The organism is Tardiphaga sp. (assembly GCF_028290495.1).
GTDB lineage: Bacteria > Pseudomonadota > Alphaproteobacteria > Rhizobiales > Xanthobacteraceae > Tardiphaga.
The window spans coordinates 1-21175 of record NZ_JAQGJT010000125.1 but is presented as its reverse complement, the minus strand read 5'-3'; the positions used below and the strand labels follow the sequence as shown (position 1 = coordinate 21175).

The window sequence follows — 21175 nt, the reverse complement described above, 5'->3', positions numbered from 1 at the left end:
GGGGGAGACGCCGATGTCCAAACTATCGCGCCGCGATTTTCTCGCGCTGTCGGGGGCTGCGGCCGTGGCCGCCATGCCCGGTGGCGCCAGGGCCGCCATGGGTCCGAACGACAAGTTCGACCTGGTCATCAAGGGCGGCGAGGTGCTCGATCCCGGCCAGTCGCTGCGCGGCAGGCGCGACATCGGCATTCGTTGGGGCGTCGTCGAAGCCATCGAGGCGGAAATTCCGGCCGCGCGAATTTCGAAGAGCATCGACGCTTCGGGCAAACTGGTGACGCCCGGCCTGATCGACCTGCATTGCCACGTCTATCCCTACGGCTCGGCAATCGGCATTCCCGCCGACGAACTGGTGCAGCATCAATGCACTACCACGGTGGTCTCGGCGGGCGATGCCGGTGTCAACAACCTCGCGGCGCTGCGCCGTTACATCGTCGCGCAGTCGCGCTCGCGGATTTACGCCTTCGTGCACATCGCCAATAACGGCCTGTCGGCCTTCCCCGTCGCGGAGCTGTACAACATCGACAACGCGCAGGTCGAAGCCTGCGCCATGGCGCTGGCGGAAAATCCGGACTTCCTGATTGGCGTGAAGGTTCGGATGTCGGAGAACGTGATCTTCAGGCACGGACTCGAGCCGTTGAAGCGCGCCATCCAGGCCTGCGAGATGTGCGGCTGGCCGGCGAAGATGATGGTCCATATCGGCGGCGTCGAGTCGACCGAACTGATGTCGGGCATCCTCGACCTGCTGCGCCCCGGCGACGTGCTGACCCACGCTTATTCCGGTGCGCCGAACCTGGCCGGCGCCTTCACCAACATCGTCAAGGACGGCCGATTGTTGCCCGCCGCGCTCGCCGCCAAGCAGCGCGGCGTGATCTTCGATGTCGGCCACGGCGGCGGCAGTTTCGATTTCACCGTGGCGGACGCGGCGATCGCACAGGGCTGCCCGCCGGATACGATCTCGTCGGACATCCACGTGTTCTCCGGCAACACGCCGGGGATGCCCTATCTGCCGTGGGTGATGAGCAAGTTCCTCACGATGGGCTATTCGCTGGAGCAGGTGGTGGCCATGGCCACCACGGCGCCCGCCGGGATCATCAGCCGCGCGGCCAATATCGGCACGCTGAAGGTCGGCGCTCCCGCCGACGTCGCCATCATGGAGCTGGTCGAGGGGCCGGTGTCTTTTGTCGACACGCGCAACAACAAGCGCGACGGCAAGGTCTTCCTGAAGCCAGTGCAGACCGTGATCAACGGCGTTCCGTTCGGCCGGCCGTACCAGTCGCCGTTCGCGGTGAGATGAGCCACCGCGAACGGCGCTGATTCATCCCCGCGCGTGTTTCTCGACGTTGGCGGAGCGTTCCGGAACGCCGAATTCCTGGCGGCAGACGTCGGCCAGCAGCGCCACGCCTTCGCGGATCTCGTCATGCGAGGGACTGGCGAAGCAAAGCCGGATACGGCTGCCGGCATAGGCCTTGTCGGTCGACCATTCCGGCCCGGGATTGATCGCCACCCCGGCCTTCAGCGCGGCCTGGTACAGCCGCATCGCATCGACATGGTCGGGTAGTTTGATCCACAGGAAGATGCCGCCGCGCGGATCGTCGAATTCGGCCGCGGTGCCGAACTGTTCGTCGAGCGCCGCCATCAGCGTTTCCAGCTTGGCGCGCAATCCGCGCGTCGCCTTCGGCACGTGGGTGGCGAAATGCGGCACGCAATATTCCGCCAGCACCATCTGCTCCAGTGCGCCGGAGCCGGCGTCGGTCTTCAGCGCCAGCATCCGCGACAGGATCTCCCAGGGCGCTACGATGTAGCCGACGCGCAGGGCAGGGGCGACCGATTTCGAGAACGAGCCGATGTGGATGACGGCGCCGGTCGTGTCCATCGCATGCAGCGCCGGTGGCCGCTCGCCGTTCCAGATCAGGTCGGCGTAGCAGTCGTCCTCGAAGATCGGCACGCCGTATTGCGCTGACAGCGCCAGCAATTCGCGGCGGCGCGCTACGGGCATGATGGTGCCGGTGGGATTTTGCACCGTCGGGATGGTGTAGATGTATTTCGGCGTGATGCCGCGACCCTTGAGGTCGGCCAGCGCCTCGGCCAAAGCGTCCATCCGCAGGCCGCCATCGTCGAGCGGGATGCCGACCACGTTGACGCCCATCCTTGCCAGCCTCGTCAGCGCGCCCTGATAGGTGTCGCGCTCGATGATCACGGTGTCGCCCGCTGCCAGCAGGCTGTGGTTGACGAGATCGAGCGCCTGCAACGAGCCGGACACGATCAGGATGTCGTCGGCGCCGCACGTCATTCCTGCATCGTGCTTGAGCTTGCCGGCGATGAAATCGCGGAGCGGCAGATAGCCCTGCGGGCCGCTCGCCAGCCCATAGGTGGCCAGCGTCCGGCCCTCCCGGGTCATCACCGCTGTTGCCGCTGCGGTCAGGCTCTCGACCGGCACCTGGTCGGGATCATTATTGCCGCCGATGAAGCTGTATTTCGCCAGCCCTGCCCATTTCGCCGCCGGTGCGGGCAATCCCGCGGGCAGCAAGGGCGCATAGTCGAAGCGCAAATTGGTCATGAACGTCGTTTCCCCGTTTGTTGTACGAAGGCGGCCTCGTTGGACCGCCCTTTGTCTAAAAATGCCCGGTATTTACCGCTTTGCCCCGGGTTCCCGCGCCCTTACACTGCGCTGAAACCGAGAAAATGGCCGGGGCATGCACGATCTTATCCGCGACATCACGCTATGTATCCTGTTTGCGTGGGGCATCGGGCTTCTCGCGCATTTCTTCAAGCAGCCGCTGATCCTAGCCTATCTGGTCGCGGGCTTCATCATCGGACCGTTCGGCATCGGCTGGGTCAAGTCCGAGGTATCTATCAGCACGATTTCCGAACTCGGCCTGATCTTCATGCTGTTCATGATCGGGCTGGAGATCGACCTCAAGAAGATCATCCGCGCCGGCCGCGTCATCCTGATCGCGGCGGGCGGGCAGTTGATCGCCGGCTGCGTGCTCGGCGCGCTGTTCTTCATGGCGCTCGGCCTGCCGCTGGCCGGCGGCCACTTTGACGCGCTGTATCTGAGCATCGCCTGCGCGCTGTCCTCCACCGTGGTCATCGTCAAGGTGTTGTACGAGAAGCGCGAACTGGACACGCTGCCCGGCCGCATCACGCTCGGCATCCTGGTGCTGCAGGACATCTTCGCGATCCTGTTCCTGGCGGTGCAGCCGAGCCTTGCCGATCTGCAGGTCTCGGTCATCGTGCTGTCGATTGCGCGCGTCGGCGCGCTGGTGGCGACCGCGCTGGTGCTCAGCCGCTACATCCTGCCGCATCTGTTTCACCAGATCGCGCGGCGGCCCGAACTGGTGCTGCTCGGCGCGCTGGCGTGGTGCTTCCTGATCGGCGAAATCGCCGAACGGCTGCATTTGTCGCGCGAGATGGGCTCGCTGGTCGCCGGCGTGTCGCTCTCGACCTTCCCCTATGCGCTCGACGTTACCGCCAAGGTGACGACGTTGCGCGATTTCTTCATCACGCTGTTCTTCGTCGCGGTGGGCATGACGATCCCGGTGCCCAACCTGTCGGTGATCGGTCTGGCGCTGGTGATCGCGGTGTTCACCGTGGTCAGCCGGGTCGTCACCACGTTCGTGCCGCTGTACCTGATGAAGCAGGGGCTGCGCTCCAGCCTGCTGCCGGCGCTGAATCTGGCGCAGATCAGTGAATTCTCGCTGGTGGTGCTGCAGACCGGCATCGCGGCCGGCCACATCACCACGCAGACCTCCAGCGCCACCTCGTTCGCCTTCGTGCTGCTCGCGGTGCTCTCGACCTTCGCGATGGGCCGCAGCGACCAGATCACGCGCGCGCTGATCGCGCCGTTGAAGCGGCTCGGCTTGCGCGATCTCGATCACGGCCAGCAGGACAATGCCGAGCACGCCGGCCACGGCGCCGCGCGCCGCATCGTCATCCTCGGTTTTTACCGCGCGGCATCCGCGCTGCTCAGCGAGATCGAAAGCCAGGACAAGTCGCTGCTCGAGCAGATCAGCGTCGTCGACTTCAACCCGAATGTGTTCCGCACGCTGGCGGAGCGCGGCCAGCACGTGATCTATGGCGACATCAGCAATGTCGATACGCTGGTCCATGCCGGGGTCGGCCATGCCGAGATTATCATTCTGAGCGTGCCGGATGCGCTTTTGAAGGGCGCCAACAACGAAAAACTGGTGCGCCACGTCCGCGCCATCAACCCGACGGCGAAAATCATCTCCAACGCCGACATGCTGCGCGACGTCGCCGACATCTACGCCGCCGGGGCCGATTATGTGACGGTGACGCGGCTCAGCGACGCCCACACGCTGTTCGAAGCCATCAACGCGGCCGACCAGGGCCTGCTGGAGGCCAAACGCGCTGAACTGGACGCCCAGCTCGCCGAACGGCAGGAAGTGCTGCCGTAGCTTAAAACCCTGACGCTGCCACAGGCATTCTTCCTTCTTCCCTTGTGGGAGAAGGTGGCGCGGACGAAGTCCGCGACGGATGAGGGGGCTTCTACGAAGCGCGCGGCACCCCTCACCCGTCCGCGCTGCGCGCGGCCACCCTCTCCCACAAGGGGAGAGGGAAGAAAAAGACCGCACGCGCGCAGCCATCCAGCGCTCATCAACGGCCATTCCGCACAGCGAACCCGCATGGCTCCATCCGCTTGCGCGGGTTGCGTCCCCTGCCGCTCTGCGCCATATGGTCGTCACCTGTCACAGAGTGCGCGCCATGGCCCATCCGATCCCCGAAGTCCTGCTAGCCTTTGCCCATGGCGAGATGGTCGTGGTGACCGACGACGACGATCGCGAGGGCGAAGGCGACCTGATCGTCGCGGCGTCCTTCTGCACAGCCGAGAAGATGGCCTTCATCATCCGGCACACCTCCGGCATCGTCTGCGCGCCGATTACCACCGAGGATGCGCGCCGCTTGCGGCTCGATCCGATGGTCTCCAACAACGATTCCAACCACACCACGGCCTTTACCGTCTCGATCGACTACAAGCCCGACGGCGGCACCGGCATCTCCGCCGACGAGCGCGCCTCGTGCTGCCGCGCGCTGGCCAATCCCAATGCCGGCTCCAGTGACTTCGCGCGCCCCGGCCACATCTTTCCGCTGATTGCCAGGGAAGGCGGCGTGTTGATGCGCTCCGGCCATACCGAGGCCGCGGTCGATCTGTGCAAGCTCGCCAACCTCGCCCCGGTCGGGGTCATCAGCGAGCTGATGAACGACGACGGTACCGTGATGAAGGGCCAGCAGGTCGTCGATTTCGCGGCGAAGCACAAGCTCAAGCATGTAACGATCGCCGACATGATCGCCTACCGCCAGGCCCGCGAGAAGCTGATCGAGCGCGTCTCCAGCTTCACCACCGATAGCCCGATTGGTCCGCTGCAGGGCTATTCATACCGCTCGCCGTTCGACCCGATCCATCACGTCGCCTTCGTCTACGGTAATGTCGGTGACGGCAGGAACGTGCTGACCCGGTTCCACAAGCCGAACATCGTCAAGGACATCTTCTTCGGCCCGAAGAACATGGAGAAGGTGCTGGAGCAGTTCAAGAAGGCCGGCAGCGGCGTTCTCGTCTATCTGCGCGACGGTGCCGCCGGCGTCCCCGTGACGCCGATCGATGCGCCGAAATCGGCGGAAGCCGACCGCAACAGGCAGTGGCGCGAGATCGGCGTCGGTGCGCAGATCCTGCGTGATCTCGGCGTCACCTCGATCCGGCATCTCACGTCGTCGGCGCATGAATACAAGGGGTTGTCCGGCTTCGGTATCGAGATCGCCTGCAACGAACAGCTTGATGGCGATACGTCTAAGACTTAAACTGACCAATCTGGCGTGAGCGCCAATGTTGAAGATGCGAAAGGGATTTTGATGAGCGTGCGCCCCCAGACCAAGGACAAGCCGGCCTCGGTGAATTTCCAGTGGGACGACGCGTTCCTGCTCGATGACCAGCTCACCGAAGACGAGCGCATGATCCGCGACACCGCGCGCGCTTACGCGCAGGACAAGCTGCTGCCGCGCGTCTCTGACGCCTATCTCAACGAACATACCGACCGCGAAATCTTTAACGAGATGGGCGAGCTCGGCCTGATCGGCATCACGCTGCCGGAAGAATACGGCTGCGCCAATGCCAGCTACGTCGCTTACGGCCTCGTCGCCCGCGAGATCGAGCGCGTCGATTCCGGCTATCGCTCGATGAACTCGGTGCAGTCGTCGCTGGTGATGTATCCGATCTACGCTTACGGCGACGATGCCCAGCGCAAGAAGTACCTGCCCAAGCTCGCTTCCGGCGAGTGGGTCGGCTGCTTCGGCCTGACCGAGCCCGATGCCGGTTCCGATCCCGGTGGCATGAAGACCCGCGCCGAAAAGTGCGCCGACGGCTATCGCATCACCGGTACGAAGATGTGGATCTCCAACGCGCCGATCGCCGACGTGTTCGTGGTGTGGGCGAAGTCCGCCGAGCACAACAACCAGATCCGCGGCTTCATCCTTGAAAAGGGCATGAAGGGCCTCTCCGCCCCGAAGATCGGCGGCAAACTGAGCTTGCGCGCCTCGATCACCGGCGAGATCGTGATGGACGGTGTGGTGGTTGGCGAAGAAGCGCTGCTGCCCAACGTCTCCGGCCTGAAGGGCCCGTTCGGCTGCCTCAACCGCGCTCGCTACGGCATCTCCTGGGGCGTGCTTGGCGCCGCCGAAGACTGCATGGCCCGCGCCCGGCAGTACACGCTGGACCGCAAGCAGTTCAACCGCCCGCTCGCTGCCACCCAGCTGGTGCAGAAGAAGCTTGCCGACATGCTGACCGAAATCTCGCTCGGGCTTCAGGGCTCGTTGCGCGTCGGCCGCCTGATGGACGAAGGCAATTTCCACCCCGACATGATTTCGGTGGTCAAGCGCAACAATTGCGGCAAGGCGCTGGATATCGCCCGCGTCGCCCGCGACATGCATGGCGGCAACGGCATCCAGGTCGAATACCACGTGATGCGCCACGCCCAGAACCTCGAGACGGTGAACACCTACGAGGGCACGCATGACGTTCACGCGCTGATCCTCGGCCGCGCCATCACCGGCATCCAGGCGTTCGGCTAGACGCTTTTTACGGTTCCCGTTGCGAAATGCCCGGCCTCGCGCCGGGCATTTTTCGTTTGAGTTCAAATTCCAGGCCGCTTGACGTGAGCCATTTCATGTATCATCATAAGTTACATGAGACGAGACAGCCGCCTTTCTGCCACGCTGCATGCGCTGCTGCACATGGCCGAGCAAAATCGCCCGATGACCTCGGCCGAGTTGGCGATGTGCATGACCACCAATGCCGTGGTGGTCCGGCGCACCATGGCAGGGCTGCGCGAGGCCGGCCTAGTGCGGTCCGAAAAGGGCCATGGCGGCGGCTGGGAGATCGCGCGCAATCTATCCACGGTGACGCTGAAGGATATCTACGACGCGCTGGGCAAGCCCGGCCTGATGGCCATGGGCGTTCACCTGGAGAGTCCGACCTGTCTCGTCGAGCAGGCAGTCAACCACTCGCTGACCGGTGCTTTCGCGGAAGCCGAAGCAGTTCTGGTGGGTCGTCTCAAGGACGTCACGCTGGCGCAACTCGCCGCAGATTTTCACGCGCGGGCGGCTGACTTTAATAGCAAGAATCTGAGGGAGACCAGATGAGTTTCGATACCATCGTTGTCGGTGGCAGCTATGCCGGCCTGTCTGCAGCGCTGCAACTGGCGCGCGCTCGCCGCCGTGTGCTGGTGATGGATTCCGGGCAGCGCCGCAACCGTTTCGCCGCGCACGCCCACGGCTTTCTCGGCCACGATGGCCGCGCTCCAGGCGACATCGCCGCAGATGCCCGCGCGCAGCTGATGGCCTATCCGACGGTCGAGTGGGTAGACGTCACAGCCACCGCTGGCGAAGGCGAAGCCAATCATTTCACCGTCAGCGCGGAGAATGGTGCGCGCTATCAGGGCAGACGCCTGATCTTGGCCGCGGGCGTGGTCGATACGCTGCCGGAGATTTCTGGCCTCGCGGAGCGCTGGGGCAAGAGCGTGTTCCATTGCCCGTATTGCCATGGCTATGAACTCGACCAGGGCAGCATCGGCGTGCTGGCCACGTCAGAGATATCGATGCACCACGCGTTAATGCTCCCGGACTGGGGCCGCACCACATTCTTTCTCAACGGCGCCTTCACGCCGAACGCAGAGCAGACGGCGCAGCTGGATAGCCGCGGCGTCGTCATCGAGCACGCGTTGATCGCGAGACTCTCCGGTGCGCCGCTCGATGTCGAGATGAAGGATGGCCGCGTCATTGCGCTGGACGGAATGTTCACGCTGACCCGCACCGATTCGGCCAGCCCGCTGGGCGCACAGCTTGGATGTGCGATGGAGCAGGGGCCGATGGGGCCATTCCTGCAGACCGATGGTTTCAAGGAAACCACCGTTCCCGGCGTTTTCGCCTGCGGCGACGGGGCGCGCGCGGCGGGATCGGTGGCATTTGCCGTCGCGGATGGCGCGATGGCCGGCGTCGCCGCCCACCAGTCGCTGATCTTTCGCAGCGCATAGCTGCCGCGAGCCGCCGCTGTTTGATTTCCGGCCAAGGGTTGCTAGTCATCGGGGGGAACCCGGTGGGAACAGGCGCGGAAGGGCTGGCCATGAGCGAAAACGACGACGTCCCATTTAACCGCGACTATCCGCTGGCCCCCGGCGTCGTCGACCGTGTTCGTCCCGGCGTGCGGCGCATCCTGTGCAACAACCCGTCGCCGTTCACCTTTTCCGGCACCAACAGCTACATCATAGGCGAAGGCCGCGTCGCGATCATCGATCCCGGCCCGCGCAACGAGGCGCACGCGCAGGCGCTGCTCGATGCCGTGCGCGGCGAGACCGTCACCCACATTTTCGTCACCCACACCCATAACGACCATTCGCCGAACACCGCGGCGATCAAGGCCGCCACCGGGGCCACCGTCTACGCCGAAGGCCCGCACCGCGCCTCGCGGCCGCGCTACGAGAGCGAGATGGGTTCCTCGGAATCCGGCGCCGACCGTGACTTCATGCCGGACGTGCGCGTGACCGACGGCGAGGTGATCGAAGGCGACGGCTGGGCGCTGCAAGCCGTGGCGACGCCGGGCCACACCGCCAACCACATGGCGTTCGCCTGGCGCGAGAAGAACTATCTGTTCGTCGCCGATCACGTGATGGGCTGGTCGACCTCGATCGTGGCGCCGCCTGACGGTTCAATGATCGACTACATGGCCTCGCTGGAGAAACTCGCTGATCGCCCGGAGGATCTGTATTTCCCCGGCCACGGCCCGGAAATTCCCGACGCCCCAAAATTCGTGCGCTTCCTGATCCGCCACCGCGTCGCGCGCGAAGCCTCGATCCTGCATCGCCTGGCGAAAGGCGAAGCCGATATTCCGACACTGGTCCGCGCCATCTACATCGGCATCGACCCGCGCCTGACGGGCGCTGCCGGCTATTCGGTGCTGGCGCATCTGGAAGATCTGGTCGTACGCGGGGTGGTGGCGACCGATGGTGACCCGGTGATTGGTGGCAGCTACAGGGTGGCAAATAGCTAAGCACTCCGCCTTATCCCCGTCATTGCGAGGAGCGAAGCGACGCGGCAATCCAGAAGGCCACAAGGAAGGACTGGATTGCTTCGTCGCAAGGGCTCCTCGCAATGACGGGGATAGGCCTGCGACCTACTTCTTCACCGCTTTTGGAACTGCCTTCGGAGCCGCTGTCTTCTTCTGCGCCGGCGTGCTTTCGGCCGCGGTGTTGATATCGTCGATCAGTTTCGTCACCCGCGACGCGTTACTGCCGAAGTCGCCTTCGAAATAGCGTGACGAGGAGCGGATATCGACGCGCGAGCCTTCGCCGTCCGGCGTCACGCGGATCGACACGTCCTCGCGAAAGCCCATGATCGGCGTGCGCGCCACCGCCTCGATGCGGCCGATGCGGCGCGGCGGCTGCGGCGGGCGTTCGTCGATGATCAGCCATTTGCGCTTGACGATGATGGCGTGCGTCACGTCGTAGGCGCGCTGCACGTTGACGTCGAGATCGACCGGCTCGATGTCCGGCCAGGCGGCGCGCTGCAATTCGGCGGAGTACAGCCCGGCATAGACGGCGGTGTTGGCGCCGTCGGCGGTACGCAGCCGCGCCAGGGCCTCGAAGCGCGGTGGGTCGATCGGGTCGGTGGTGATGTCGTGGATCGCCGGCAGCTTGCGGTATTGCCAGCCGAGATAGGCGGGGTAGGCGAGGATCACCGCGTCGAGCGCCAGCGCGAACAGGATCAGGCTCATGCCGCGCGAGCCGTTGCGCCAGATCGCCGCGAAGCCGCACAGCGCCACCAGTACCGACAGCGCGGCAAAGCCCAGCGAGCCCAGGAACGTCGCCAGCGCCGGCTTCACCTCGAGGAACCCGAACCGCACGATGATGATCGAGGACAGAGCGGCGATCGCCGAGAATACCGCAAGGCGCCGCGCCCATGCCGCGAGGCTGGACACCGGCTCCGACTGGTAGGCTGCGGAAAATCTGCGGGCCATCGCGAAATCTGCCGAACTGGAGGAGGCAGCGGCGCGAGCCGACTGCCAAGTCCCGCTTGAGACCATGCCGGAGGGCGAAATTCAAGGGACTTGGGTGCCTCGCGGCCCCTCATCCCGAGGAGCGGTCGCCTTTGACCGCGTCTCGAAGGATGGCGCCACACACCGTCACGGTTCGAGACGCGCGCCGAGGGGCGCGCTCCTCATCATGAGGGCGGAGTTCGCCATGAGGACGGAGTTCAACCCCATCCGGAAATGCGCTAAGCCATCGCTGCGGCCGCATGACCTCTCCGATGTTGCAACCAAGAAGGGGCGAGTGCCGCAGGGAGTGCCCATGCTGGTGGAAACCACCGATTACGCCACGCTGTGTCGCGATTTCCGCTGGGAGATCCCCGCGCGCTTCAACATCGCTGATGCGGCCTGCGACCGCCATGCCGACGGCTCCGGCCGGCTCGCGCTCATCTATGTCGACGAGGACGGCGGCACGCGGCATTTTTCCTTCGACCAGATGCAGTCGTTCTCGCGCCGCTTCGCAAATGTACTGAAGGTCGATGGCCTGGTGCGCGGCGACCGCGTTGCGGTGTTCCTGTCGCAGTCGGTGGAACTGCCGGTCGTGCATCTCGCCGCATTCCGCTCCGGTCTGGTCTCGGTGCCGCTGTTCACGTTGTTCGGCGAGGACGCGCTGGAGTTTCGCCTCGCCAACTCGGGCGCGCGCGCGGTCGTGACCGACGCCTCCGGCTGGGAAAAGCTTAAGAAGATACGCGACCGGCTGCCTGATCTCGCGCAGGTCTATGTGATCTCCGACACGCCGCCTGATGGCACGCGATCGTTTTGGGGAGCGATTGAAGCTGCGTCAGAAGACTTTGCGACGACCGACACGTCCTGCGACGATCCCGCCATCATCATCTACACCTCCGGTACGACCGGAAATCCAAAAGGCGCGCTGCATGCGCACCGCGTGCTGCTCGGCCATCTGCCCAATGTGGAGATGGTACACGGCTTCTTTCCGAAGCCGGGTGACGTCTACTGGACGCCGGCCGACTGGGCGTGGATCGGCGGGCTGTTCGATGCGCTGTTTCCGGCCTGGTATCACGGCGTGCCCATCGTCGGTCACCGCGCCAAGAAGTTCGAACCGCAAGCGGCGATGCAACTGATGGCCGATCACAAGGTGCGCAACGTGTTCCTGCCGCCGACCGCGCTGAAGCTGATGCGGCAGGCGAATGTAAAGCATCCCGGCGTGCAGCTGCGCAGCATGCTGACCGGCGGCGAGTCGCTCGGCGCCGAGTTGCTGGGCTGGGTGCGCAACACCTTCGGCATCGACGCCCACGAAATCTACGGCCAGACCGAGTGCAATCTCGTCGTCGGCAACAACGCCAACCTGTTTCCGATCCGGCCGGGCTCGATGGGCAAGCCGACGCCGGGTTTTGACGTGCGCATCGTCGATGAAGCGGGCGCGGAGTTGCCGCGTGGCGAGCGCGGCATTGTCGGCATCCGCCAGCCCAATCCCTGCACCATGCTCGGCTACTGGCAGAATCCGGAAGGCACCGCGAAGAAATTCGCCGGTGAATTCCTGCTGACCGGCGATCTCGGCATTCAGGATAATGACGGTTACTTCTGGTATGTCAGTCGCGAGGACGACGTCATCACCTCGGCCGGCTATCGCATCGGCCCCTCCGAGATCGAACACACGCTGCTCAAACATCCCGCGGTCGCCAACGCCGCGGTGGTTGGCATCCCCGACCCGATCCGCACCGAAGCCATCAAGGCGTGGATCGTGCTGCGCCCGGGCTTTACGCCGGGCGATGCGCTCGCGCGCGAACTGCAGGACTTCGTGAAGTCGCAACTCGCCGCCCACGAATATCCCCGCCACGTGCAATTCGCGGAAACCCTGCCGATGACCGCGACGGGCAAGGTGTTGCGGCGCGAATTGCGCGCGCTGGGGTAGGGCGTCCGCGCCCGCAATTCTCGTGCCCCGGACGCGGCTGCGTGGTGCTTCCGTCTACGCAGCGACGGGCTTCTCGAAAGCCAGCGGCTCGCCGGTTTCGAGGATGCTCTTGAGGCTGGACAGAACCAGCGGCCAGCCGGTGGAAATGCTGGGCAGGGTCGCGCTGCCTTCGGCGAATCCCTCATGCGTCACCGTGAGCTTGACGGCGCCTTGGTTGGGTTCGAGCACGAACGTGACCCGCGACGGCCGCTCCTTTTTCATGACCTCGTCGAACACCGTCAGCCAGCTGTAGGACAGCCGGCGCGGTGGATCGGTTTCGAGGATGACGCACTCGTTCATGACCCTGCCGTCTCGCGTCATCTGCATGGCAGAGCCGACCTTCCAGTCTGACTGCAGACTGCAGCCGAACCAGTAGCTTTCCGTGAACGCGCGGTCGGTCAGGGCATGCCAGAGCTTCTCCGGCGTGGTCTTGATGAAGGTGGTGTAGACGAATTCGGGCTTACTCATCACGCTTCTCCAGTTGACGTTTCAATGTGCTGAGCGCGGCGAGCTTGCCGTGCTCGAATTTGTTGATCCAGCGGTCTCCGATCTCATGGATCGGCACCGGGTTGAGGTAGTGCAGCTTCTCCCGGCCGTGCTTCAGCGTGGCGACGAGGTTGGCGGCCTCCAGGATCGCCAGATGCTTGGTCACCGCCTGTCGCGACATCGCGAGGCCGTCGCAGAGTTCGTTCAACGTCTGACCGTTCCTGGCATGAAGGCTGTCCAGCAATGACCGCCTCGAAACATCCGCCAGCGCCTTGAAGACCTCATCCATGGATTTGATAATAGGCAACCAAATGGTTGCATGTCAAGCGAGAGATTCTTCCCTCTCCCTTGTGTAGCGCCCTGGAAACGTTCGATCCTCCCGGCCACGTTCGCCGCTTTCATCGTCATTGCGATCGTGCATAGATCGCGCGTCACAAAATCGCCGGAGCCCGGTCATGTCGCTTCAGCTCTATCTCCCCTTCCTCGCCGCCTGCGTGGTGCTGGCGCTGATTCCCGGGCCGAACGTCACGCTGGTGATCGCCAGCGGCCTGCGCTACGGCACCCGCGCCGCGCTGATCACCATCGCCGGCACGCAAGCCGGGCTGGCCATCGTCATCGGCATCGTCGCACTCGGCCTCACCACCCTGATGGCCACCATGGGCTACTGGTTCGACTGGGTGCGCTTCGCCGGCGCGGCCTATCTGGTGTGGCTCGGCATCAGGTTGATCCGCACGCCGGTCGAAGGCATCGACACCGAAGCGGCGCCGCCGCGCGGCGGTTTCTTCCTGCAGGGTTTTGTGGTGCTGCTGAGCAATCCGAAGGTGCTGGTGTTCTTCGGCGCCTTCATCCCGCAATTCGTCGATATGGAGAAGGATCACTTCTCGCAGGTGGCGATCCTCGGCTTGACCTTCATGGCCACCGCGGCGGTCACCGACGCGGTCTATGCGGTCGCCGCGGGCCGGGCGCGAAAATTCTTTTCGGCGCGGCGCACGCGATTGCTGTCGCGCGCCTCCGGCGGTTTCATGATCGGCGGCGGCGTCTGGCTAGCGCTGACCCGGGCGCGTTGAGCGCGGATTGAACCGACCCCGCTGTCGCGGCGTCCAATCGATCAGGCGTCGATCGGCGCCGGCCGACATGAGGAACGCCTTTGCCCGACATCCCGTGGTTCGTCTATGCGATGGCGCTGGCGCCGTTCGGCCTGATCCTGGTCGCCGCGGGCTACAAATATCTTCAGGTCCGTGCCGCCCGCGACTGGCCGTCGACACCGGGCACGGTGGTGGTCTCCACATCGGAAGTGCGTGACGTCAAGGTGATCGATGACAACCGCGACGACCGACAGGGCGTCGAGCAGCGCAATTTCGCGAACATTGTCTACGAATACACCGTGAGCGGACAGAAGCTGCGCAACAACCGCGTCGAGATCGGCGAGAACCGCGGCAATGTCGACGTGGCGGAAACCATCGCGCGCTATCCGGTCGGGACCGCCGTGACGGTGTTCTACAATCCGCGGCAGCCGCGCGACGCCGTGCTGGAGCGCGAGATGCCGAAGGGCATCGGCGGCTGTCTCGGCATTGCTACGGTGATCGTGCTGGCCGTGGTGTTCGGCGGCGCCATCGGCGGCAAGCGCATCGCGGATTTTGTCGCGGCGCATCTTGCCGATCCCAAGCTCTCGCCGCTGGTGATGGCGCTCGGCGCCTTCGGATTCTTCATCGCGCTGTTCGGGCTGGCGCTACACCGCCAGGCATCGATGGCGCGGCGCTGGCCGGTGGTGCCCGGCGTCATCAAGCTGTCTGGCGTCGAAACCTATCGCGGCGCCGACAGCGACACCGGCCGCTCGGGGCCGATGATGCACGAGCGGAAAGTGGCCTACAGCTATCGTTTCAACCATATCGCCTACAGCGGCAATGCCGGCAGCATCAGCACCAGCAACCCGTCGCCGCCGCGCTGGCAGATGCGGCTGTTCGGGATGGACTACCAGAACGGCGCGGCGGTGAAGGTGTTCGTCAATCCGGACAATCCATCCGATTCCACCATCGGCCCGGGCGGCGGCGCCGCCTGGTTTCTGTGGGCGGTCGCGCTGGGTTTTGTTATCGCATCGGCCTATGTCGCCACGCACGGGTAGGGTGCCGCTGCTGCTCTCGGCTAAATCAACCCTCTTGCCTTCAGCGTCGCTTCGATCCCTACAAACACCCGCGTCAGGCGCTCGGCCCATTGTGTCTCGCCTGCGGGGTCCGAGATCAGGTCCTGGCGGATCTCGATGCCGGTGTTCATCAGCCCGCGACGTTCGCCGTGCACCGGGATGGTGTAGTCGGTGGCGTCGGAGACCGCATAGGGCTCGTTATCGCCGACCACCAGATCCGGCTCCGCGCGCAGCGCCTGCAACAGCAGCGGCGGCAGGCGGGTGTCGTGTTGGTACAGCGTGCCGATGTGCCAGGGCCTGCTGACTCCGGCATAAACAGGCGTGAAGCTGTGCAGCGACACCAGCACGGTCGGGCGTCCCGCGCGCAGCCGGGCGTCGATCACGTCGTCGATGCGCTGGTGGTAGGGATCGAAGATCAGCCGGCGTCGGCTTTCGGCGGCGTCACGGCTCAGGCCATTATTGCCGGGCACGGTGGTGGCTTCGCTGATCAGCGGAATCGAGCTCACGGCCTCCGGCGGCCGGTTGCAGTCGATCACCAGCCGCGAATAGCGCTGCGCCACCAGATGCGCGTCCAGCGCCGCCGACATCCGCTCGGCGACGCCCGCGATGCCGATGTCCCAGCCGATGTGCTGCTTGCGCTCGCTCTCCGGCAGGCCGAGATCGCCAAGCATCGCCGGGATCAGCCGGCCGTAATGGTCGCAGGTCAGCAGGAACGGCGATTGGCCGGCGATGGCTTGTTCCAGCACGGGCGGAACATCCTGAGGTGCGAGGCGTAGAGTTGTGTCACTGACGCTGTTCAAAGCGTTTTCCCCTGTCATTGCCTAACGAGGCAGCATTCCGGCCTGTCAATCAGCAGCGACCGGTATAGATTTCCTGTACAAAGTCACGGCAAGATTGAAGCGACGATGCCTCTGCTCACCATTCATCACAAGACCGAATATCGCTATGCGCAACCGGTCGCATTCGGCGAGCATCGTATCATGCTGCGACCGAGTGACGGTCATGACCTGCGCATGCTCAGCGGCAAGCTCGAGATCACGCCGGAGCCGATGTCGCTGCGCTGGATCCACGATGTGTTCGGCAATTCGGTGGCGATCGCAACCTTTGACGAGCGCGCCCGCAAACTGACCTTCAATGCGACGGCGACGATCGATCACAAGCCGGCCGACGAATTCGCGCTGACGCCGGACGACAAGGCGTATTTCTACCCCTTCATGTACAGCTCCGATGAACTGCCCGACCTGCAGGAATACATTCGCCCGCAATATGGCGATCCGGATGGCGAACTCGCTTGTTGGGCGCGCGATTTTCTCGATCCCGAAGGCCCGACGCCGACCTTCAACATTCTCAGCGGCATGACCCACGGCATTCGCCAGCAGTTCAAATATCGCAAGCGCTACGAGCACGGCACCCAGCACCCGCTCGACACCTTGCAGACGCAGTCCGGCACCTGCCGCGATTTCGCATTGTTCATGATCGAGGCCTGCCGCCGGCTCGGCATCGCCGCGCGCTTCGTCTCGGGTTATCTTTTCATCCACGGCGACCGCCAGCACGGTTATGTCGGCGGCGGCTCGACGCATGCCTGGGTGCAGGTCTATCTTCCCGCCGCGGGCTGGATCGAGTTCGATCCGACCAACGGCATCGTCGGCAGCCGCGATCTCATTCGCGTCGCGGTGGCGCGCGATCCGCGCCAGGCGGTCCCGCTGCACGGCACCTATCTCGGTTCGGCTGATGCCTTCCTCGGCATGGATGTCAGCATCAATGTCGTCTCCGCCGGCGAAGAGGCAAAGGTCTAGGGTATTATGGAAATCAGGGTTGGCTTCGAGATCACCTACGCGGCGGCGGCTCCAACGCCGATGGTGACGATGCTCGGCATCCATCCGTCGCGCTACGGCGATATCGTCGGCACCGAATCCATCACCACCACGCCGGACGTGCCGATCACCTACTATCGCGACAGTTTCGGCAATGTCTGCGGCCGATTGGTCGCGCCTGCCGGCGGCATCACCTTCCACGGCGATACGCTGGTGCGCGATTCCGGCAAGCCGGATCTGGTGGTGCCCTCGGCGCAGCAGTTGCCGATCGATCAGTTGCCCGACGAATGCCTGCTATATCTGATGGCCAGCCGCTATTGCGAGACCGACAAGCTGACCGACACCGCCTGGTCGCTGTTCGGCAACACCGCGCCCGGTTGGGACCGCGTGCAGACCATCATCGCTTTCGTGCATCACCACGTGAAGTTCGGCTACGAGCATGCGCATGCGATGAAGTCGGCGCACGACGTCTACGCGCAGGGCAACGGAGTCTGTCGCGATTACGCGCATCTGGCGCTGACCTTCTGCCGCTCCATGGGGATTCCGGCGCGCTACTGCACGGGCTACATGGGCGATATCGGAATTCCCTATGACGGCTCGGTGATGGATTTCTCCGGCTGGTTCGAGGTCTATCTGTCGGGCCGCTGGTACACCTGCGACGCCCGGCACAACAAGCCGCGTATCGGCCGCATCCTGATGGGCACCGGCCGCGACGCCGCCGACGTGGCGCTGACCACCAGCTTTGGCCGCATGGACCTGGTGAAATTCTTCGTCATTTCCGACGAAATCAAGCATCAGGCGGCGTAGCTCTCATGAACGTTCTGGACCGCGTGTTCGTTTACGGCACCCTGATGCACGGCTTCGACCATCCGATGTCAACGCTGCTGTCCGCCGGCGCCGAGTTTCTCGGCGAAGCGACCTGCCGCGGTCGGCTCTACATGGTGGCGCACTATCCCGGCCTGCTGCACTCGGACGATGCGGCCGACCGGGTGTTCGGTGAAGTGTATCGCCTGCGCCGTGTCGACGAAATGCTCGCCGCGCTCGACGACTATGAAAGCGTCGGCCCCGGCTATGAGGCGCCGACGCTGTATCTGCGGGAAAAACTGCCGGTGACGCTGGCGGACGGCCGCGTCATCGAGGCCTGGAGCTATATCTACAACCGCCCGGTGGATGAGCGGAAGCGGATCGCATCGGGGAAGTTCCTGGAGCGGTAGCGCGGCCCTCGTGCGCACGCTGAACGCACCCGTAGTCGGGTCGGATGGCGTGTGCCACCTGGCGCCGTCATTCCGGGGCGGGAGCGGCGGACAGCCGCGAGCGCACCCGGAAGCTCGAACTGGCTGAACATCTCCGGGTTCCGGGATCGTGCTGCAGCCGGCTTCGCCGACTGAAGCGCGTCCCGGAATGACAGCAGTTCCCCTGTGAATAGCGGGTGCAACCTGCGACCCCTCGTTTTTGCCCCGGCAAAACCTATATCGATGGTCGGCTGGTCACATCCCGTTCACCAGGACTCCCACCCCCGACTCACGCCATAAAGCCCCATGCGCTTCACGCCTCAATTTCTCGACGATCTGCGCGCCCGGCTTCCCGTCTCGGAGGTCGTGAGCAAGCGCGTCAAGTTGAAGAAGGCCGGCCGGGAGTGGAAGGGGCTGTCGCCGTTCCAGCAGGAGAAGTCGCCGTCGTTCTTCGTCAATGACGAGAAGGGGTTTTATCACGACTTCTCCAGCGGCAAGCACGGCGACATCATCAGCTTCCTGATGGAGACCGATGGCTGCAGCTTTCCGGAGGCGGTCGAGCGGCTGGCGCAGATGGCCGGCGTGGCGCTGCCGGCGGCGACGCCGGATGCCGCGCGCCACGCCGAGCGCCGCAAGACGCTCTATGACGTCATGGACCTCGCCGCCAAATTCTTCGCCGAACAACTGACCTCGCGCACCGGCGCCAAGGCGCGCGGCTATCTCGCTGACCGGCAGATTTCGCCGACCGTGCAGTTGCAGTTCAAGATGGGCTATGCGCCCGGCGAGAAGTTTGCGCTGAAGGAATATCTCGGCGCTGCCGGCACTCCCGTGCCGGACATGATCGAGGCCGGGCTCTTGATCGCCGGCGACGACATTCCGGTGCCGTTCGACCGCTTCCGCGACCGCGTGATGTTCCCGATCACCGACCTGCGCGGCCGGGTGATCGCGTTCGGCGGCCGGGCGCTGGAAAAGGACGTGCCGGCCAAGTACCTGAACTCGCCGGAAACACCACTCTTCCACAAGGGCGACAACCTCTACAATTTCCCGACCGCGCGCACCGCCGCGCATAACGGCGCGACGCTGGTCGTGGTCGAGGGCTATGTCGACGTCATTGCGATGGTCGGCGTCGGTTTTGCGGCCTCGGTGGCGCCGCTCGGCACCGCCTTGACCGAGAACCAGCTGCAACTGATCTGGAAGATGGCCGACGAGCCGATCCTGTGCTTCGACGGCGACAAGGCCGGGCAGAAGGCGGCGTGGCGTGCCGCCGAGCTGGCGCTGCCGCATCTCAAGCCCGGCAAGAGCCTGCGCTTTGAGTTGCAGCCGGAGGGCCAGGACCCCGACGATCTCGCCCGCTCCGGCGGCCGTATCGCCGTGGAGGAAGTTATTGGCGCTGCCAGATCGCTGTCCGACCTGCTCTGGGCGCGCGCCATCGAGGGCGGCGACTTCGCCACGCCGGAACGCCGCGCGGCGCTGGAGGCGCGGATCAACGAGCTCGCCAACGGCATTCGCGACGAGGTCGTCAAGAAATACTACCGCCAGGACCTCGCCGAGCGGCTGCGCGCCACGTTCAATCCCAATGCCGGCCGTGGCTTCGGCGCGGGCGGTGGGTTCGGCGGCGGCAGGGCAGGCGGAGCAGGCGGGTTTGGCGGCTTCGGCGCCAAGGCCGGTGGCGGATTCGGCCGCCCGGGTGCGGCCCGCACCTTCACGCCGGGTGCTGCCGGCCGGATCGAGCCGCGCGGGCGCTCTTCGGCCTCGGCCGGCAGCCAGACCATCAACCGCTCGCCCTACCAGGTGGTGTCACCGCAACTGGCGAACTCCTCGATCATGCGCGGCCAGCGCAGCGCCATCTCGCGCCGCGAGGCCCTGATCGTGCAGTCGCTGATCAATCACCCCTGGCTGCTGCACGACAAGCTCGAGGAAGTTGCCGCTTTGGAGCTGGCGCACCCCGAAATGCACCGGCTGCGCGCCGGGATCATCGCCTGCTTTGCCCATGAGCATCATCACGGCGACGAAGAAGAGCAAAGCGAGCAAATGCGTTCAGACCTCGTTAAGGCTGGATTTAGCGAACAATTGCAACATGTTGAGCGGGCCATTACGACCAAGGACGTGTGGGCGGCGCAGCCTGGGGCGGCGCGCGAGGACGTTCTTTCGACCTGGATTCAGCTGGTTGCCTTGCATCGCCAGTGGCACTCCTTACTTAGAGAACTTAAAGATGCCGAACTGGCTCTTGGAGAAGAGGCCTCGGAAACAAATTACGGCTGGCTGCGCGACGTCAAGGCCCGGCTGGCCGAGGTGGACGGTATTGAGGCGCTGATCGAGGGGTTCGGCGAATCATCCGGCAGGTTCCAGCGCAGTACATGACGTGTTTGCTGCGGACAGCCTCGGCGAAACCGCGAAAAGACTCGCCAAGCCCATGGTTTGGCTGCAAAAACAGGGTTAATCGGAGCTTAAGGCTCTTTAGCTTAAGTGCGGCAACCGTAAAGACCAATTCGAGGGTGGCGAAGTCCAGCGCCGCCCTTTCCGCGTCGAGCGGATAAATGATTCAAAGCGGGGCGGCAACGCCCCCAGCGTGATCGCGTTTCAGGAGCATTGAATGGCCACCAAGGCAAAGACGCTGCAGGTTAAAGACAAGGAAAAAGACGACAAGGCCGACGCTCCGGAGAAGGACGCCCCGGACGCACCGTCGCCGTTGCTTGACCTGTCGGATGCCGCTGTCAAAAAGATGATCAAGCAGGCCAAGAAGCGCGGCTTCGTGACCTTCGATCAGCTCAATGACGTCCTGCCGTCGGATACCACCTCTCCTGAACAGATCGAAGACATCATGTCGATGCTCTCCGAAATGGGCATCAACGTGTCGGAATCCGACGACGCGGATTCCGACGAGGAAGAGACCAAGGAAGAGGCCGAGGAAGAACCCGACAACGAACTCGTCGAGGTCACCCAGAAGGCCGTCACCGAGACCAAGAAGTCCGAGCCCGGCGAGCGCACCGACGATCCCGT

The 21175-nt window shown here is 64.4% G+C and carries 20 protein-coding genes; 15 read left to right on the top strand and 5 right to left on the bottom strand.

All coding sequences use genetic code 11. The annotated features are described in order from the left end of the window. Nucleotides 1-13 precede the first annotated feature (13 nt). Entirely contained in the window at nucleotides 14-1294 is a 1281-nt protein-coding gene (locus JWQ24_RS18665; protein WP_299811300.1) for an amidohydrolase/deacetylase family metallohydrolase, read from the top strand. 21 nt (nucleotides 1295-1315) lie between these two features. Here JWQ24_RS18665 and JWQ24_RS18660 read toward each other — a convergent pair whose 3' ends face one another. Continuing rightward, nucleotides 1316-2557, bottom strand: coding sequence for a PLP-dependent aminotransferase family protein (locus tag JWQ24_RS18660; RefSeq protein ID WP_299811296.1), 1242 nt, complete (start codon nucleotides 2555-2557; stop codon nucleotides 1316-1318). 136 nt (nucleotides 2558-2693) lie between these two features. On the opposite strand from JWQ24_RS18660, the gene JWQ24_RS18655 reads away from it, so the two are divergent. The 6 genes from JWQ24_RS18655 (at nucleotide 2694) to JWQ24_RS18630 (ending at nucleotide 9556) form a co-directional block, all read left to right on the top strand. Next, nucleotides 2694-4418 (top strand): cation:proton antiporter, encoded by a 1725-nt coding sequence (locus tag JWQ24_RS18655; protein WP_299811293.1) that lies wholly within the window; start codon nucleotides 2694-2696, stop codon nucleotides 4416-4418. Between the two features lie 307 nt (nucleotides 4419-4725). After that, entirely contained in the window at nucleotides 4726-5817 is a 1092-nt protein-coding gene (gene ribB / locus JWQ24_RS18650) for a 3,4-dihydroxy-2-butanone-4-phosphate synthase (RefSeq protein ID WP_299811291.1), read from the top strand. Nucleotides 5818-5868: 51 nt separating this feature from the next. Next, on the top strand, nucleotides 5869-7083 hold the full coding sequence (locus JWQ24_RS18645; protein ID WP_299811289.1) for an acyl-CoA dehydrogenase: 1215 nt from the start codon (nucleotides 5869-5871) through the stop codon (nucleotides 7081-7083). A gap of 114 nt (nucleotides 7084-7197) precedes the next feature. Then, a complete protein-coding gene (locus JWQ24_RS18640) occupies nucleotides 7198-7653 on the top strand; it encodes an Rrf2 family transcriptional regulator (RefSeq protein WP_299811286.1) in 456 nt (151 codons plus the stop codon). Then, nucleotides 7650-8543: an NAD(P)/FAD-dependent oxidoreductase gene (locus tag JWQ24_RS18635; protein WP_299811283.1), complete on the top strand. Its 894-nt coding sequence runs from the start codon at nucleotides 7650-7652 to the stop codon at nucleotides 8541-8543. Before JWQ24_RS18640 ends, JWQ24_RS18635 begins: the two co-directional genes overlap by 4 nt. An 89-nt stretch (nucleotides 8544-8632) precedes the next feature. Then, a complete protein-coding gene (locus tag JWQ24_RS18630; protein ID WP_299811280.1) occupies nucleotides 8633-9556 on the top strand; it encodes an MBL fold metallo-hydrolase in 924 nt (307 codons plus the stop codon). Nucleotides 9557-9679: 123 nt separating this feature from the next. Here JWQ24_RS18630 and JWQ24_RS18625 read toward each other — a convergent pair whose 3' ends face one another. After that, nucleotides 9680-10522: a DUF1499 domain-containing protein gene (locus tag JWQ24_RS18625; RefSeq protein ID WP_299811277.1), complete on the bottom strand. Its 843-nt coding sequence runs from the start codon at nucleotides 10520-10522 to the stop codon at nucleotides 9680-9682. Nucleotides 10523-10853: 331 nt separating this feature from the next. On the opposite strand from JWQ24_RS18625, the gene JWQ24_RS18620 reads away from it, so the two are divergent. After that, nucleotides 10854-12464, top strand: a complete 1611-nt coding sequence (locus JWQ24_RS18620; protein WP_299811275.1) for an acyl-CoA synthetase — start codon at nucleotides 10854-10856, stop codon at nucleotides 12462-12464. A 54-nt stretch (nucleotides 12465-12518) separates the two neighbouring features. On the opposite strand, the gene JWQ24_RS18615 is transcribed toward JWQ24_RS18620, so the two are convergent. After that, nucleotides 12519-12971, bottom strand: a complete 453-nt coding sequence (locus JWQ24_RS18615) for an SRPBCC family protein (protein WP_299811273.1) — start codon at nucleotides 12969-12971, stop codon at nucleotides 12519-12521. Beyond that, the gene (locus JWQ24_RS18610; protein WP_299811271.1) at nucleotides 12964-13278 is read right to left on the bottom strand and encodes a metalloregulator ArsR/SmtB family transcription factor; all 315 of its coding nucleotides are present in this window, start codon (nucleotides 13276-13278) and stop codon (nucleotides 12964-12966) included. The genes JWQ24_RS18615 and JWQ24_RS18610 overlap by 8 nt, the downstream gene beginning before the upstream one ends. A 166-nt stretch (nucleotides 13279-13444) precedes the next feature. On the opposite strand from JWQ24_RS18610, the gene JWQ24_RS18605 reads away from it, so the two are divergent. Further along, the gene (locus JWQ24_RS18605; protein WP_299811268.1) at nucleotides 13445-14056 is read left to right on the top strand and encodes a LysE family translocator; all 612 of its coding nucleotides are present in this window, start codon (nucleotides 13445-13447) and stop codon (nucleotides 14054-14056) included. An 80-nt stretch (nucleotides 14057-14136) separates the two neighbouring features. Further along, on the top strand, nucleotides 14137-15111 hold the full coding sequence (locus JWQ24_RS18600) for a DUF3592 domain-containing protein (RefSeq protein ID WP_299811265.1): 975 nt from the start codon (nucleotides 14137-14139) through the stop codon (nucleotides 15109-15111). 20 nt (nucleotides 15112-15131) lie between these two features. Here the strand turns inward: JWQ24_RS18600 and JWQ24_RS18595 are convergent, their stop codons facing one another. After that, on the bottom strand, nucleotides 15132-15875 hold the full coding sequence (locus tag JWQ24_RS18595) for an N-formylglutamate amidohydrolase (RefSeq protein WP_299811262.1): 744 nt from the start codon (nucleotides 15873-15875) through the stop codon (nucleotides 15132-15134). A gap of 159 nt (nucleotides 15876-16034) precedes the next feature. Between JWQ24_RS18595 and JWQ24_RS18590 the strand changes: the two genes are divergently transcribed. The 5 genes from JWQ24_RS18590 to JWQ24_RS18570 form a co-directional block, all read left to right on the top strand. Then, a complete protein-coding gene (locus JWQ24_RS18590; RefSeq protein WP_299811260.1) occupies nucleotides 16035-16925 on the top strand; it encodes a transglutaminase family protein in 891 nt (296 codons plus the stop codon). Nucleotides 16926-16931: 6 nt separating this feature from the next. Beyond that, complete coding sequence (locus tag JWQ24_RS18585; RefSeq protein ID WP_299811257.1) at nucleotides 16932-17750, top strand: transglutaminase family protein; 819 nt, start codon at nucleotides 16932-16934, stop codon at nucleotides 17748-17750. Nucleotides 17751-17755: 5 nt separating this feature from the next. Continuing rightward, on the top strand, nucleotides 17756-18157 hold the full coding sequence (locus JWQ24_RS18580; RefSeq protein WP_299811254.1) for a gamma-glutamylcyclotransferase family protein: 402 nt from the start codon (nucleotides 17756-17758) through the stop codon (nucleotides 18155-18157). A 324-nt stretch (nucleotides 18158-18481) separates the two neighbouring features. Then, the gene (dnaG, locus tag JWQ24_RS18575) at nucleotides 18482-20536 is read left to right on the top strand and encodes a DNA primase (protein WP_299811251.1); all 2055 of its coding nucleotides are present in this window, start codon (nucleotides 18482-18484) and stop codon (nucleotides 20534-20536) included. 232 nt (nucleotides 20537-20768) lie between these two features. Next, the coding region (locus JWQ24_RS18570; RefSeq protein WP_299811248.1) for an RNA polymerase sigma factor region1.1 domain-containing protein at nucleotides 20769-21175 on the top strand (407 nt) is incomplete at its 3' end.